Source organism: Saccharothrix isguenensis (assembly GCF_052936305.1).
Map to the genome: position 1 here is coordinate 7,980,498 of NZ_CP193626.1, position 15,414 is coordinate 7,995,911.

The 15,414-nt window shown below is 71.8% G+C and carries 13 protein-coding genes; 8 read left to right on the top strand and 5 right to left on the bottom strand.

Annotation, left to right across the window (positions count from 1 at the left end):
• Positions 1 to 8: 8 nt before the first annotated feature.
• Both leuS and ACRAKI_RS36230 read right to left on the bottom strand, forming a co-directional pair.
• On the bottom strand, positions 9 to 2,807 hold the full coding sequence (gene leuS / locus ACRAKI_RS36225; protein ID WP_447004958.1) for a leucine--tRNA ligase: 2,799 nt from the start codon (positions 2,805 to 2,807) through the stop codon (positions 9 to 11).
• Positions 2,808 to 2,956: 149 nt separating this feature from the next.
• Positions 2,957 to 3,079 (bottom strand): hypothetical protein, encoded by a 123-nt coding sequence (locus ACRAKI_RS36230; protein WP_447004959.1) that lies wholly within the window; start codon positions 3,077 to 3,079, stop codon positions 2,957 to 2,959.
• 97 nt (positions 3,080 to 3,176) lie between these two features.
• Here ACRAKI_RS36230 and ACRAKI_RS36235 point away from each other — a divergent pair, with 97 nt between their 5' ends.
• On the top strand, positions 3,177 to 3,581 hold the full coding sequence (locus ACRAKI_RS36235; RefSeq protein WP_447004960.1) for an SdpI family protein: 405 nt from the start codon (positions 3,177 to 3,179) through the stop codon (positions 3,579 to 3,581).
• A gap of 84 nt (positions 3,582 to 3,665) precedes the next feature.
• Here the strand turns inward: ACRAKI_RS36235 and ACRAKI_RS36240 are convergent, their stop codons facing one another.
• Positions 3,666 to 4,247: a YqgE/AlgH family protein gene (locus tag ACRAKI_RS36240; protein ID WP_447004961.1), complete on the bottom strand. Its 582-nt coding sequence runs from the start codon at positions 4,245 to 4,247 to the stop codon at positions 3,666 to 3,668.
• Positions 4,248 to 4,545: 298 nt separating this feature from the next.
• Here ACRAKI_RS36240 and ACRAKI_RS36245 point away from each other — a divergent pair, with 298 nt between their 5' ends.
• The gene (locus tag ACRAKI_RS36245) at positions 4,546 to 5,841 is read left to right on the top strand and encodes an MFS transporter (protein ID WP_447004962.1); all 1,296 of its coding nucleotides are present in this window, start codon (positions 4,546 to 4,548) and stop codon (positions 5,839 to 5,841) included.
• A gap of 34 nt (positions 5,842 to 5,875) precedes the next feature.
• Here ACRAKI_RS36245 and ACRAKI_RS36250 read toward each other — a convergent pair whose 3' ends face one another.
• Positions 5,876 to 6,133, bottom strand: coding sequence for a response regulator transcription factor (locus ACRAKI_RS36250; protein ID WP_081915319.1), 258 nt, complete (start codon positions 6,131 to 6,133; stop codon positions 5,876 to 5,878).
• 87 nt (positions 6,134 to 6,220) lie between these two features.
• Positions 6,221 to 7,681, bottom strand: coding sequence for a CCA tRNA nucleotidyltransferase (locus tag ACRAKI_RS36255; RefSeq protein ID WP_447004963.1), 1,461 nt, complete (start codon positions 7,679 to 7,681; stop codon positions 6,221 to 6,223).
• Positions 7,682 to 7,816: 135 nt separating this feature from the next.
• On the opposite strand from ACRAKI_RS36255, the gene ACRAKI_RS36260 reads away from it, so the two are divergent.
• The 6 genes from ACRAKI_RS36260 to ACRAKI_RS36285 all read left to right on the top strand — a co-directional run bounded on the left by ACRAKI_RS36260 (position 7,817) and on the right by ACRAKI_RS36285 (position 15,305).
• Complete coding sequence (locus ACRAKI_RS36260; RefSeq protein WP_447004964.1) at positions 7,817 to 8,335, top strand: NUDIX hydrolase; 519 nt, start codon at positions 7,817 to 7,819, stop codon at positions 8,333 to 8,335.
• Positions 8,332 to 10,602, top strand: a complete 2,271-nt coding sequence (locus tag ACRAKI_RS36265; protein WP_447004965.1) for a DUF6049 family protein — start codon at positions 8,332 to 8,334, stop codon at positions 10,600 to 10,602. Before ACRAKI_RS36260 ends, ACRAKI_RS36265 begins: the two co-directional genes overlap by 4 nt.
• On the top strand, positions 10,599 to 12,230 hold the full coding sequence (gene murJ, locus ACRAKI_RS36270; protein ID WP_447004966.1) for a murein biosynthesis integral membrane protein MurJ: 1,632 nt from the start codon (positions 10,599 to 10,601) through the stop codon (positions 12,228 to 12,230). Before ACRAKI_RS36265 ends, murJ begins: the two co-directional genes overlap by 4 nt.
• A gap of 37 nt (positions 12,231 to 12,267) precedes the next feature.
• Positions 12,268 to 13,797 (top strand): protein kinase family protein, encoded by a 1,530-nt coding sequence (locus tag ACRAKI_RS36275; RefSeq protein WP_447004967.1) that lies wholly within the window; start codon positions 12,268 to 12,270, stop codon positions 13,795 to 13,797.
• Positions 13,798 to 13,941: 144 nt separating this feature from the next.
• A complete protein-coding gene (sigM, locus tag ACRAKI_RS36280) occupies positions 13,942 to 14,559 on the top strand; it encodes an RNA polymerase sigma factor SigM (protein WP_447004968.1) in 618 nt (205 codons plus the stop codon).
• The gene (locus ACRAKI_RS36285) at positions 14,556 to 15,305 is read left to right on the top strand and encodes a hypothetical protein (RefSeq protein WP_447004969.1); all 750 of its coding nucleotides are present in this window, start codon (positions 14,556 to 14,558) and stop codon (positions 15,303 to 15,305) included. Before sigM ends, ACRAKI_RS36285 begins: the two co-directional genes overlap by 4 nt.
• The last annotated feature ends 109 nt before the right edge of the window (positions 15,306 to 15,414 follow it).

Below are 15,414 nucleotides of genomic sequence, written 5' to 3' on the forward strand. Positions count from 1 at the left end.
CCACCCGCCTACAGCACCACGTTCACCAGCCGGCCGGGCACCACGATCACCTTGCGCGGCGTGCCGCCGTTCAGCAGCTCGGCCACCTTCTCGTCCGCCAGCGCCGCCGCCTGGACCTCGTCCGCCGACGCCGACGCGGACACCACGACCCGCGCCTTCACCTTGCCGTTGACCTGGATCGGGTACTCCACCGTGTCCTCGACCAGGTACTTCTCGTCCGCCTTCGGGAACGGGCCGTGCGCCAGCGACTCGTCGTGCCCCAGCCGCGACCACAGCTCCTCGGCGATGTGCGGGCTCAACGGCGCCAGCATCAGCACCAGCGGCTCGGCCAGCACTCGCGGCGCGCCACCGGCGAAGTGCTTGGTGACGTAGTTGTTCAGCTCGATCAGCTTCGCGCCCGCCGTGTTGTAGCGCAGGTGCACGAAGTCCTCGTGCACACCGGCGATCGTCTTGTGCAGCAGCCGCAGCGCTTCCTCGCCCGGGTCCACGTCGGTGACCCGCAGCTCACCCGTGGTCTCGTCCACCAGGCTCCGCCACAGCCGCTGCAGGAACCGCTGCGCGCCGACGACGTCCTTCGTCGCCCACGGCCGCGACACGTCCATCGGACCCATCGACATCTCGTACAGCCGGAACGTGTCCGCGCCGTACTTCGCGCACATCTCGTCCGGCGTCACGACGTTCCGCAGGCTCTTGCCCATCTTGCCGTACTCGCGGCGCACCTCTTCGCCCTCGAAGAAGTACTTGCCGTCGCGCTCCTCCACCTGCTCGGCGGGCACGTACGTCCCGCGCGCGTCGGTGTACGCGTACGCCTCGATGTAGCCCTGGTTGAACAGCCGCCGGTACGGCTCGTCACCGGACACGTGACCCAGGTCGAACAGCACCTTCTGCCAGAAGCGCGCGTACAGCAGGTGCAGCACCGCGTGCTCCACACCGCCGATGTACAGGTCCACGCCGCCCGGGTCGGACTCGCCGTGCTCGCCGGTGCGCGGGCCCAGCCAGTACCGCTCGTTCTCCGGGTCGACGAACCGCTCGGTCTCCGTCGGGTCCACGTACCGCAGCTGGTACCAGCACGAACCCGCCCAGTTGGGCATGGTGTTGGTCTCGCGCCGGTACTGCCGCGGCCCGTCGCCCAGGTCCAGCTCGACGGTGACCCAGTCCTGCGCGCGGGACAGCGGCGGGGACGGCTCGGAGTTCGCGTCCTCCGGGTCGAACGTCCGCGGCGAGTAGTCGTCCACGTCGGGCAGTTCGATCGGCAGCATCGACTCCGGCACGGCGATCGGCGCACCGTCCTCGTCGTACACGATCGGGAACGGCTCGCCCCAGTACCGCTGGCGCGAGAACAGCCAGTCGCGCAGCTTGTACTGCACGGTGCCCTTGCCCCGGCCCTGCTCCTCCAGCCAGGCGATGATCTTCTTCTTGGCCTCGGCGACGTCCAGCCCGTCCAGGCTGGTGCTGCTGTCGTGGCTGGAGTTGATGGCGGGCCCGACGCCCGTGTACGCCTCGCCGTCGAAGTCCGCGGGCGGCTGCACGGTCCGGATGATCGGCAGGTCGAACGCCTTGGCGAAGTCCCAGTCGCGCTGGTCCTGGCCCGGCACGGCCATGATCGCGCCGGTGCCGTACCCCATCAGCACGTAGTCCGCGACGTACACCGGGATCTGCGCGCCGTTGACCGGGTTCGTCGCGTGCGCGCCGGTGAAGACGCCGGTCTTCTCCTTGTTCTCCTGCCGGTCCAGTTCGGACTTGCGGGACACCTCGCGCCGGTACGCCTCGACCTCCCCGACCCGCTCGGGCGACGCGATCACGTCCACCAGCGGGTGCTCGGGCGCCAGCACCATGTACGTCGCGCCGAACAGCGTGTCCGGCCGCGTGGTGAACACCTCGATGTCCACGGACGAGCTCTCCACCGCGAACCTGACCCGCGCGCCGTGCGAGCGCCCGATCCAGTTGCGCTGCATGGCCTTGACCTTCTCCGGCCAGTCCAGCCGGTCCAGGTCGTCGATCAGCCGGTCCGAGTACGCGGTGATCCGCATCATCCACTGGCGCAGCGAGCGCCGGAACACCGGGAAGTTGCCGCGCTCGCTGCGGCCGTCCGCGGTGACCTCCTCGTTCGCCAGCACTGTCCCCAGGCCGGGGCACCAGTTCACCGGCGCCTCGGACAGGTACGCCAGGCGGTACTGCCCCAGCAGCTTCTGCCGCTCCACGCCGGTCAGCTCGGCCCACGGCCTGTCCGGGGTGGACCGCTCACCCGAGGCGAACTCCGCCTCCAGCTCGGCGATCGGCCGCGCCTTGCCCGCCGCCGTGTCGTACCAGGAGTTGAAGATCTGCAGGAAGATCCACTGGGTCCACTTGTAGTAGCCCGGGTCGATGGTGGAGATGCGGCGGCGCTCGTCGTGGCCCAGGCCCAGCGCGCGGATCTGCCGCAGGTACGTCTGGATGTTCTCCTCGGTGGTCTTGCGCGGGTGCTGCCCGGTCCGCACCGCGTACTGCTCGGCGGGCAGGCCGAACGCGTCGAAGCCCATCGTGTGCAGCACGTTGCGGCCGGTCATCCGGTGGTACCGGGCGAACACGTCGGTGCCGATGAAGCCCAGCGGGTGGCCGACGTGCAGGCCGGTGCCCGACGGGTACGGGAACATGTCCTGGACGAACAGCTTGTCGGCCGGGACGTCACCCTTGAGCGGCCCGACCGGGTTCGGCGCGTGGAAGGTGCCGCGCTCCTCCCAGTGCTGCTGCCACCGCTGCTCGATCTCGCCCGCCAGCTCGGCGGTGTAGCGGAAGGCGGGCGTCTCGTCCGCCGCGTCGGTGCTCATCGGGGTGTCCCTCTCCATCGGTACCTGCCCTTGACATGACGAAACCCCCCAGCCCGGAAGGGCATGAGGGGTTGCCGCGCGGACCTGGCTGTCGAGGTCTGCGCGGCTAGCTAAGGAGCAGGCGGGCCTTGCTCATGCCGTCAACGGTATCAGCGCGCCGCGAGCGCGATGAACCGGGTGAACCCCTCCGCGGCGGGGCCGTCGTCGCTGACCAGCGGCAAGGCGCGATCGCCGGAGGGCGGCCGGGCGGGAGGGCGAGCGGCCCAGACCACTGGACCGATCGTGGTCCAGGAGCCGCCGCAAGGACACCTCCAGGTGAAGTCGGGGCTGGTTCGACCAAGATCGAAAGACCGGCCTACCCTCGTCAGGGTGAACATCGTGCTGCCTGTGGTGCTGGCTCTGATCGGCGTCGCCTTCGGGACGATCGGTTTCCTCGGCGTGCGGGGCACGCTCCGGCGGAACCGCTTCTTCGGCGTGCGCACCAAGGCCGCGCTGCGGGACGACGAGACGTTCGCCCTGGCCAACAAGGTCGCCGGCGTGCCGAACGTGACGGCCGGTGCGATCGCCCTGGTGGCGGCCGTCGCGGCGGCGGTGACCCCGGCCCTGGCGCTGGTCATCGGCCTGGTCGGCCTGGTCGGCAGCCTCGTGCTCGCGGGCGCGGGCGGCGTGCTGGGCCACCGCGCGGCCGAGGCCGTGCCCGTTCAGGCCCCCGCCGGGTGCGGCGGCTGCGCGTGCTCCTCCGGTGGCGGCTGCGGAGTGCTCACCCGCGCCTGAGCGTTCGGCTCAGGGTGTCCGAGCGCTCGGTTCAGGGTGTCCGAGTGGACGACTCGCGGTGCCTGAGTGGACGACTCGCGGGTGCTAGTTGCGGTGGACGTCGGTGGGGTAGGTCGCCAGGAGGGCGGTCGGCATGCCCTGGCGGCGCAGCACCCTGCCCCAGAGGTCGACGTTCGGCGGCGTGAGCACGTCGTCCGGCAGGCCCTTCACCACGATCCAGTCGCCGCGCGAGATCTCGTTGCCCAGCTGGCCCTCGCCCCAGCCCGAGTAGCCCGCGAACACGCGCATCCCGCGCACCTTCGCGACCAGGGCGTCCGGGTCCGCGTCCAGGTCGACCAACGCCACCGGACCGTGTACGCCGACCACACCGTCGAGTGACGCCAGGTCCTCGCCCGTGCGCAGCGCGGCCAGGCACAGCGCCGTCTTCTGCTCCACCGGCCCACCGATGTACACGGCCTGCGGACGGGTGACGTGCGGCCCCCACGCGGGCAGGACGTCGTGGACGGCCACCTCGCTCGGCCGGTTCAACACCACCCCGAGGGTGCCTTCGCCCCGGTGGTCGATGACGTAGACCACGGTCCGGCGGAAGTTCGAGTCGGTCAGGCTCGGTGCCGCGACCAGCAGCGAACCCGGTTCGACGTCGGCATCAGGGCGCACGGTGAGCATGATCCCAGACGACGCCCGTCATCCCGGCCACGCAGCACGCCCGTCCCACGAACGCGTCCGTCGCGGAACATCCGGGCTACCGTGTTCGTTGTAGGAGATGTCAGGCGCCATCGAGTCCCCCGGGCCCACTGAACAGCCTGCGCGGAATACCGTTCGGCTGGAGCCGCGTAGTGCCACCCGCCGAGAGGCGACCGGGCGCCTGGCACCAGGGAGGCCGGACCCGTCGGGTCCGGCCTTCGTGGTTCCCGCACCCTTCCCGGCACGTCGTCGCCGCACGTCCAGGCATAGGCTCAACGGCGTGACCACTGCCGGCAGCACCGCGGCGAAGCACCACCTCGGTGTCCGGAAGCTCCTCGCCGTAGCCGACTTCCGCAGGCTGCTGGCCTCCAGGCTGGCGGCCCAGTGGGGTGACGGCCTGTTCCAGGCCGGTCTCGCGGGCGCGGTCCTGTTCAACCCGGAGCGCCACGCCGACCCGCTCGCCGTCGCGGCCGGGTTCGCCGTGCTGCTGCTCCCGTACTCCCTGGTCGGGCCGTTCGCCGGCGCCCTGCTGGACCGCTGGGACCGCCGCCGGGTGCTCGTCGTGGCGAACCTCACCCGCGGGGTCTTCATCCTGCTGACCGCCGCGGCCGTCGGCGCCGGGCTGGACGGCCTGCCGCTGTACGCGGCGGCGCTGTTCGTCACCGGGGTGAGCCGGTTCGTCGGCTCCGGTCTGTCCGCGTCCCTGCCGCACGTGGTCGACGGCGACCACCTGGTGGAGGCGAACGCGTTCGCCATCACGCTCGGCGCGCTGACCGCCGTGCTCGGCGCGGGCTGCGCGGTGGGCTTGCGGTCGGTGCTCGGCTCGGGTGACGGCGGCTCGGCGTGGACCACGACGTTCGCCCTCGCGGGGTCGCTCGGGGCCGCCTTCCTGGCGTCCCGCTTCGCGCGTGGCGCCCTCGGACCGGACGAGGTGGACGAACCCAGCCGGACGGTCACCGCGGTCGCCATGGGTCTGCTGGACGGCGCACGGGCCGCGTGGCGGACGCCCAGCGTCGCGGGCGCCCTGCTGGCCCTGCTCGCGCACCGGGCCGGGTTCGGCATCTCGCTGCTGCTCACGCTGCTGCTGATGCGCAACTCGTTCACCGACTACGGGCCGCTCAAGGCGGGCATGGCGGGGCTCGGCGAGGTGGCGATCGCGGGCGGTGCGGGCATCCTGCTGGCGGGATTGCTGACCGACCGGGTGGTGGACGTGCTCGGCCGGCGCGGCACGGTCTGCGCGGCGCTGCTGCTGGCCTCGGCCACCCAGCTCGGCCTCGGCCTGCCCATGCTGCTGCCCACGATCGTGGCCGCGTCGTTCTTCCTCACGTTCGCCGGCCAGGTGGTGAAGCTGTGCGTGGACGCGGCCGTGCAGGGCGACATCGGCGACGAGGTCCGCGGCCGGGTGTTCGCCCTGTACGACACGCTGTTCAACGTCACGCAGGTGGCCGCCGTCACCGCCGCGGCGGCCGTCGTCCCGCTGGACGGCCGGTCACCCGGCCTGGTCGTCGCCGCGACGGTGGCGTACCTGCTCGGCCTGCTCGGCTACCTCATGCTGACCAAGCGGGCATCCCGGTAGCGGCCTCGCCCGCCGTTCGCGGGGCAGCGGCCGTTCACCGCGGTAGCGGCAGGCGGATGATCCCGGTCTCGTGGGCGTAGACCACCGCGGCCATCCGGTCGCGCAGGTTCAGCGCCCGCAGGATCTCCGACACCACCGCCCCCACCTGGTGCTGGCTCAGCGCCAGCACCCTCGCTATCTCGTGGTCGGCGAGCCCCCGGGCCAGGCAGCGCAGCACCGCGCGCTGCCGGTCGGTCAACGCGTCCAGCCCCTGTGCCCGGGTGCCCCCCTCGGACAGTCCCCAAGCATTCATACGACACCACCCCCAGTGCGCGTGTGACGCACACAGTCATGGTCCCGCAACAGGCTGTCACTGGCCAAGCCGTAAGCGCGAGATTGGTCAGTTGGTGTCAGCCCCGGGCGGCTCGACGCCCTCCGAACGCGCCCACGCCAGCAGCTCGGCGACCGCCTCGTCGTGGTCCAGCGGACCACGGTCCAGGCGCAGCTCCTTGAGGAACTTCCACGCCTTGCCGACCACCGGGCCCGGCGGCAGGCCGAGCAGCCGCATGATCTCGTTGCCGTCGAGGTCGGGCCGGACCCGCTTCAGGTCCTCCTCGGCGGCGATCCGCTCGATCCGCCGCTCCAGGTCGTCGTACGTGCGCTGGAGCGCGTTGGCCTTCCGCTTGTTCCGGGTGGTGCAGTCGGCCCGCACGAGCTTGTGCAGCCGGGTGAGCAGGTGACCGGCGTCGGTGACGTACCGGCGCACCGCCGAGTCGGTCCACTCGCCGCTGCCGTAACCGTGGAACCGCAGGTGGAGGTACACGAGGTCGGCGACGTCCTCGACGATCTCCTTCGAGTACTTGAGGGCGCGCAAACGCTTGCGGACCATCTTCGCCCCGACCACCTCGTGGTGGTGGAACGACACCCCGCCGCCCTCCTCGAACCGCCGGGTGTCCGGCTTGCCGATGTCGTGCAGCAGCGCGGCCAGCCGCAGCACCAGGTCGGGCTCCGGTCCGTCCTCCAGGTCGATGGCCTGGTCCAGCACGACCAGCGAGTGGTGGAACACGTCCTTGTGCTGGTGGTGCTCGTCGATCTCCAGCTTCATCGCGGGCAGCTCGGGCAGCACGACGTCGGCGAGCTTCGCCTCCACCATCAGCTCGACGCCCGTCCTCGGGTGCGCGCCGGTGAGCAGCTTGGACAGCTCGACCTGCACCCGTTCGGCGGTGATGCGGGTCAGCTCGCCGGACATGGACGCCATGGCGTCGAGGACGCGCGGCGCCACGGTGAAGCCGAGCTGGGACACGAACCGGGCCGCGCGCAGCATCCGCAGCGGGTCGTCGGAGAACGACTCCTGCGGGGTCGCGGGCGTGTCCAGGACCTTGGCCCTCAGCGCCGCGCGCCCGTCCGTCGGGTCGATCAGCTGCCGGTTGACCACGTCGTACGCCATCGCGTTGACGGTGAAGTCACGCCGGACCAGGTCACCCTCGATGGTGTCGCCGAAGGTCACCTCGGGGTTGCGGGTCACGCCGTCGTAGGCGTCGGCGCGGAACGTGGTGATCTCGACGGTCTGCCCGTTCTTGGTCGCGCCGACCGTGCCGAACGCGATGCCGGTGTCCCAGATCGCGTCCGCCCAGCCCTTGACCAGCGCCAGGATCTGCGGCGGGCGGGCGTCGGTGGTGAAGTCGAGGTCGCCGGAGAGCCGGCCGAGCATCGCGTCCCGCACGCTGCCGCCCACCAGGTAGAGGCGGTGACCCGCCGCGGTGAAGCGGGCGGCCAGGTCTTCGGCGACGGGGATGGCGCTCAGCAGTTCCACCACGGCATTGTCCTGCCCAGCGGCGGTGGAGGTGAGGGGTCCGGACACGAAGAGCCAGCCTACTGGTCGGCCGCGGGCCACCTGACCGAGTTGTCCACAGGCGCGCCCACCCGAGCAGGTTGATCACAGTTCGCTACAGGGTTGTCACGTCCCGTAATGGCAGGTCGCTACTACCATCAGGGCATGCCCCAGTCGCCCGGTCGCTCCGGCGGTCCCAAGCCGAGGCGCCGGAACAGGCGCCGAGGGAGGCGGCTGAAGACGGTCGACGAGACGTCCGCGGGCGGATTGGTGCTGGACTTCGAGCAGCACGTCGCCGCGGTGATCGGGCGGCTGGACCGACGCGGCCGGTTGTTGTGGTCGCTGCCCAAGGGGCACATAGAAGCTGGTGAGACCGCGGAAGAGACCGCGGTGCGCGAGGTCGCCGAGGAGACCGGTATTCATAGCAGGGTGCTGCGACCGCTCGGCTCGATCGACTACTGGTTCGTGGCCGAGGACCGACGGGTGCACAAGACCGTCCACCACTTCCTGCTGGAAGCGCTGGGCGGCGAGCTTTCCGATGACGACGTGGAGGTCACCGAGGTGGCGTGGGTGCCCCTTGGCGAACTGGACGACCGGCTCGCCTACGCGGACGAGCGTCGACTGGTGCGCCGAGCCGCCGAACTGCTCTGCGAGTACCAGACGGACGGGGCGGAATCGGCGTGAAACGGCTGCTGGCCGCACTGGCGGCGGCGGGGGTCCTGGTCGTCACGACGGGATCGCCGGCCGCCGCCGCGCCCTACGACGGTGAGCGGTTGCCCGTCCGACCGGCGCCCGCGACCCAGGTGTGGGCGACCAGGGCGCTGTCCGGCCAACCGGGCCAGCAGTCGCAGGTGTGGCTGCGCCTGGACGTCGAGGAGATGGCGCCCCGGGTGGTCACCGCGGCCGGCCCCGACACGATCACGATCGCCGGCCAGGTGGTCAACGTCAGCGACCGGGCGATCAAGGACATCGAGCTGCGCCTGGAGCGCGGCGACCCGATGACCAGCGAGGACGACGTCCGCAAGGCGCTGCGCGAGCCGACCGACGCGGAGGTCGTGCAGCCGCGCTTCACCCGGATCGCGGACCGCCTGGAGCGCAACGAGTCGAAGCCGTTCACGCTCACCGTCCCGCTGCGCGGCGGCGCGGACCCGACCGCGCTGCGGATCACCCAGCCGGGCATCTACCCGATCCTGGCCAACATCAACGGCGTGCCGGACTTCGGCGGCCGGGCCCGGCTGGCCGCGCTGAGCACCCTCCTGCCGGTGCTCGCGATGCCGGGCGGCACGGGGCCGAGCGCGCCCGCGAACCCGGCCAAGATCACCCTGCTGTGGCCGCTGGCCGACCGGCCGCGGCTCGTCTCCACCATCCCGACGGTGCTCACCGACGACGAGCTGGCCGGCTCGGTCGCCATGGGCGGCCGGTTGTACGGCCTGCTCAAGGCCTACGAGTCGGCGCTGACCGGCCCGCTGGCCCCCGGTGTCTGCCTGGCCGTCGAACCCGACCTGCTCCGCACGGTCGCCGCGATGAGCGAGGGCTACGAGGTGCGCGGGCTCGGCGCGGGCAAGGGCGCGGGCGAGGCCGAGCTGTGGCTGGCCCAGCTGCGCCTCCTGGTCGCCGGCCGCTGCGTGATCGCGTTGCCCGACGCGGACGCCGACCTGGTCGCGCTGTCCCGGGCCGAGCTGACCGAGCTGACCGACCTCGCGCTGGACGGCGCCGAGGTGGTCCGCCAGATCCTCGGCGTGCAGCCGACCCAGGGCCTGACCTGGCCCGAGGACGGCGTCCTCGACCAGCAGACGCTGGCCGCCCTCACCGCGCAGGGCGTCACGTCCCTGGTGGTCGACCAGTCGGCCGTCGCCGGCACGCCCGGCACCGGGCCGGTCCGCCTCGACGCCGCGGCCGATCGACCGGTCACGGCGGTGCGCGTCGACGGGATGGTGTCCGACGCGCTGCGCGGCGCGGCGACGACCCGGCCGGTCGCGGGCGTGACCACGCCGAGCGAGACCCGGCCGGTGTCGGTGCAGAACGCGCTGGCCGCGCTGACCTTCCGGGCCGGGTTCCAGGACACCGGCCAGAACGTGGTCATCGCGCCGCCGCGCCGCTGGAACGCGCCCACCGGTGAGCTGCGCACGCTGCTCCAGACGACGAGTTCGCTGGTCGAAGGCGGGTTCGCCGCGCCGGCGGCGCTCGGGTCGCTGCTGGAGACCACGCCCGAGCAGCGGGCGACGTTGAGCTACCCGGTCGAGTCGGGCGCGCGCGAGGTGCCGCCCGCGGTGACCGCGGCGATCGGCCAGTCGTGGCAGCGGGTCCAGCAGCTCTCCGACGCGATGCGGCAGGAGGACGCGGCGTCCGCGAACCCGGGCGACCTGGTCGGCCCGCTGCGGCTGGACCTGCTGCGTGCCGCGTCCGGCGCGTGGCGCGGTGACGAGAGCGGGGCGCGCGCCGCGCTGGCGCGAGGCCGTGAGCGGATCGACGCGTTGCAGAGCCAGGTCTCGGTGACCGAGCCGAACAGCCCGATCCTGCTCGGCTCCGGCGACAGCCCCATCCCGCTGTCGATCAAGAACCGGCTGGACGTGCGGGTCACCGTGCGGATCGTGATCGAGGACACGCCGGGGATCGTGGCCAAGGAGTCGACGAACATCGAGCTGCCCGCGCGGGGTGACCGCCTGGTGCGGATCCCGGTCGAGGTGCAGCGGTCCGGGCGGTTCCCGGTGCACGTCCGACTGGTCACGCCGAGTGGTGTGGAGCTGGGCGGACGGGCCCGGCTGGAGGTGTCGTCCTCCGCGTACGGGACCATCACCATCGTCATCACCTGCCTGGCCGGTGCCGCGCTGGTGCTGCTGTCGGCCCGGCGCATCTACCGGCGGGTGCGGGCCGCGAAGGCCGCCGCCGCGCAGGTGCCGGACGACGCGAGCGGGGTCATCACACCGCCGGAGAGGTCGAGCACGAGTTGAGCGGAACGAGCACGGTGGCCCAGGAACAGCAGCAGCAAGGTCCGTCGCTGGCGCGCGCCAGCGGCTCCATGGCCATCGCCACCATCGTCAGCCGGGCCTCCGGGCTGCTGTCCAAGCTGCTGCTGATCACGATCCTCGGCATCAACGTGCTGAGCGACTCCTACAACGTCGCCTCCACGCTGCCGACGATGATCAACGAACTGCTCCTCGGCGGCGTGCTGACCAGCGTGGCGATCCCGCTGCTGGTGCGCGCCGAGAAGGAGGACGAGGACGGCGGCGAGTCGTACGCCCAGTGGATGATCACCATGTCGGCGGTGGTGCTGGGCATCGGCACGGTCATCGCCGTCGCGTGCGCGCCGCTGTTGACGGCGATGTTCATCGGCTCGTCGAAGGCCAACCCCGAGCTGGTCACCGCGTTCGCGTACCTCGTCCTGCCGGGCATCGTGTTCTACGGGCTGTCGGCGCTGCTCGGCGCGATCCTGAACACCCGGCACGTGTTCGGCCTGCCCACGTGGGCGCCGGTGCTGAACAACCTCGTGGTGATCGTGACGCTCGGCGTGTACTGGCTGATGCCGGGGGAGATCTCGCTCGACCCGGTGCGGATGGGTGAGCCGAAGCTGCTGGTCCTCGGCCTCGGCACGATGCTGGGCGTCGGCGTGCAGGCCGCCGTGCTGCTGCCCGCGTTGCGGCGGACCGGGTTCAAGCTCCGCTGGCGGTGGGGCTGGGACCGGCGGCTGTCGGAGTTCGGCGGCCTGGCGTTCTGGGTGCTGCTGTACGTGGCGCTCGGTTTCGTCAGCATGATGGTGCTGACCAGGGTCGCGACCCACGACGACGGCGCGATCACGGCGTACAACATGCAGTGGCTGGTCGCGCAGGTGCCCTACGGGGTGCTCGGCGTGTCGCTGCTGACGGCGCTGATGCCGAAGATGAGCCGCGCGGCGGCGGCGCACGACAACGACGCGCTGGTCGGCGACCTGTCGTTCGGCAACCGGATGTCGGCGATCCTGCTGATGCCGTTCAGCGCGCTGCTGACGGTTTCCGGGGTCTCGATCGGCCTGGCCGTGTTCTCGTTCGGCGAGGCGGGGCCCGGTGGCGAGGCGATCGGCACGGCGCTGGCCCTGTCCGCGTTCGGGCTGGTGCCGTATGCGATGACGCTGCTCCAGCTGCGGGTGTTCTACGCGATGAAGGACGCCCGGACGCCCACGCTCATCCAGGCGATCATCGTGGTGGTGCGGATCGCGCTGCTGTACGGGTTCCTGGCGTTCTCGCCGCCGGGGAAGCTCGCGGTCGGCGTGTCGATCGCGATGTCGCTCAGCTTCGTGGTCGGCGCGGTGGTGGGTCAGGTGTGGCTGCGGGTCCGGCTCGGCCGGCTGCGCACCGGCTACACGGCGTGGACGATCTGCCTCACCGTCGTGGCGTCCGCGATCGCGTTCGGCGCGGCGACCGGGCTGGCGTGGCTCGCCGTCCGCTTCTTGGGAATCGAGTCCCGCTTCGTGGGCGCGTGGGTGGAAATCGTGATCCAGGCGGTCGTCGGGCTGCCGCTGAGCTTCCTGCTGCTGGCCCTGTTCCGAGTGCCCGAGGTGAAGCCGGCGGTCGCCAAGATCAGTCGTTTGGTGGGGCGGCGATGACACCTCTGGCACGCTCCGTTCACGTACTCTCAGCCCCGTGAGCAGCGGTCCGATCCAGAACACCTCGCTGGTGCCCGGCGGGGTGATCGGCGACGGCCGGTACCGGTTGCTGGCGCGGTCCGGTGTGGACCGCAGGTGCGACGCGCACCTGTGGCGGGCGCGGGACGGGCAGCTCAACCGGGACGTGGCGCTGACCGTCCTGGTGGGCAACGCGGCCGACCACGCCGCAGCGGCGCGGGCCAAGCGGACCGCGGAACGCGCCATGCACGCGGCCAGCTTCACGCACCCGGGCGTGGCCCGGGTGATCGACGTGCTGACGCCCGGCGCCGGGATCAAGCCCGAGGAGGGCATCCTCGGCGTGATCGTGGCCGAGTGGACCCGGGGCACCGACCTGATGGACCTGATCGCCGAGGGGCCGTTGCCGGCGGGAGCGGCGACCCGGCTGCTGGAGCCGTTGGGCGCGGCGATCGAGGGCGCGCACCACGCCGGCCTCGTGCTCGGTGCGGACCACCCGCACCGGATCCGCGTGACGTCCGACGGCAGGCTGCGGCTCGCGTTCCCCGGCCCCCGGCCGGACGCGATCGCGCGGGACGACGTCAAGGGCCTCGGCGCGATCCTGTACCTGTTGCTGACCGGGAAGTGGGCGTTGCCCGAAGGCCCGGACGGCGTGCCGGTCGCGCCGACGGGGCCGGACGGCTCGGTGGTCGCGCCGAGCGCGCTGTACCCGTACGTGCCGCACGAGTTGTCGTCGGTCGCGGTGCGGAGCCTGGAGGACACCAGCGTCGGCGGCATCCGGACGAGCGCGGCGATCCTGCAGGTGCTGGACCAGATCGCCCAGTCCGAGGCGCAGACGTCGCTGATCCAGCCGGTCCAGGACGACGTGCCGGACGACGGCGCGGTGTGGACGACGCAGCGGCCGGTGCGGGACCAGGGCCGCAAGCGGAAGCTGATGATCAGCGTGGCGGTGCTGACGGTGGCGACGCTGTCCGTGATCGTCTGGCTGGGCGTGCAGATCGTGAGCTTCTTCAGCGACGAGCCGTCCCGCGGCGGCGGACCCACGGTGGTGATCGGCCAGTCCGAGGCGCCGGGGCAGAGCGGCCAGCCCGCCGCGCCCGCGCCCCAGCCGGCCGGTCCCGTGCAGCCCGCGTCGGTGGGCGTGTACGACGTGACGAACCAGCCGGACAACGCCAACCGGGCGAACCGCGCGGTGGACAGCAACCCGACCACGGTGTGGCAGACGGAGAACTACTTCCAGCCGTTCCCGGCGTTGAAGCCGGGGATCGGGCTGATGGCCGGGTTCGCCGAGCCGGTGAAGCTCGCGTCGGTGACGATCACGTCGCCCAGTGCGGACACGATGGTGGAGATCCGGGTCGCCGGGGCGGCGGACGCGCCGCTGACCGAGACGAAGGTCATCGCCACCGCGACGCTGTCGGCGGGGCAGACCCAGATCCAGCTCAACGACCACGACCCGACCCAGCACGTGCTGGTGTGGATCACGAAGCTCTCGGGCAGCGGCAAGAACAACAAGTCCGAAATAGCGGAACTCGTCTACACCCGCGCCCAGTGAGCGCGACCACCCCCGCCGCTACCGTCTGCCCGGCGAACCCGGGACGCGGTGACGCGGTGTCGTGGCGGGGGAGCGCTGTGGGTGACGGCCTTCACCTGTACAGGTGATCGGAGCGGGGTTGCCCCAGCCCGATAGGCTCCCGGCGTGACCGCCGCAGCCAGCTCGGACGCAGACCTCATCGCGGCACACGCCGCGGGTGACCCACACGCCTTCTCCGAGCTCGTGCGCAGACATCGGGATCGCTTGTGGGCGGTCGCGCTGCGCACGCTGCGCGATCCCGAAGAGGCCGCGGACGCCCTGCAAGAGGCGTTCATCTCGGCCTTCCGGGCGGCGGGGAGCTTCCGCGCCGAGTCCCAGGTCACCACCTGGCTGCACCGAATAGTCGTGAACGCCTGCCTCGACCGGATGCGCAGGCGGCAGACCAGACCCACGGTGCCCCTGCCCGAGGCAGGCCCTGGTGAACCGGTCGCACCCAGGGACGCGATGGCCGAACGGGAGACCCGGCTGGTCGTGCAGGCCGCCCTCCTGGAGCTCCCGGAGGAGCAGCGAGCGCCGATCGTGCTGGTCGACGTGGAGGGTTATTCCGTCGCCGAAACGGCGCAGCTGCTGGGTATCGCGGAAGGCACGGTCAAGTCGCGCTGCGCGCGCGGGAGGGCCAAGCTGGCCAAAGTTCTGGGTCACCTCCGGAACCGGAGTGCAGATGCGAACGTCCCAATGAACGATGTGCAGGTGCAACAGGGACGTCAGTTGGAGGAACGATGACCGGCAATGCGCGGCGTTCAGGGCCGCCGTGGTCCGTCGACCTGCTGGCTGATCTGCACGCGGGGGCTCTGGACCCGCGGACCGAGGCCGAGCTCCGGCCACTGGTCGAGAACGACCCCGAGGCGCGGGAGATCCTGGCCGCCCTCGACGCGACGCTCGAAGACCTGCACGACCTGCCGCCGATCCCCATGCCGCGCCACGTGGCCGAACGGATCGACGCGGCGCTCGCCGAAGAGGCGCGCCCGACCGCCCCGGTGATCGACTTCGCCGCCGCCAAGGCCCGCCGCAACAAGCGGCTCGGCTGGGGCGCGGGCTTCCTCGCCACGGCCGCGGTCGCCATCGGTGTCGCAGTGGTCGCGATCCCGCAGAACACGACCGCGGGTGACGGTGGCGTGGCCCAGGAGAACCCGACGTCGACCCCGGTCGCGGGCAGCGCGACGCCCGACGACCGGATGCCCGCGGTGCGCGGCCAGAACTTCGGCCCGGTGGTCGGCGACGTGCTCAAGGCCCAGAACTACGGCCCCCTGGAGAACCAGGAGCAGCTCGCCGGCTGCCTGCGCGGCGCCAACGTCACGGCGGGCAAGCCGCTCGGGGTCAGCCCCATCTCGCTGGACGACAAGCCGGCCGTGATGGCGATCCTGCCCGGGGGCTCTCCCGGCGCGTACCGGATCGTGGTGGTCGACCCGCGCACGTGCGGCCCGGACAACCCCGACGGCGTGCTGGCGAACAGCGTCATCAACCCGTAGCCGACCCCGTAGCCCAACTCACCCCGGGGCGCGGAATTACCGCGCCCTACGATCCGTTGTGCGAAGTGCCGGGCCGGGATTGATCCCGGCCCGCAAGCGACTAACGGAG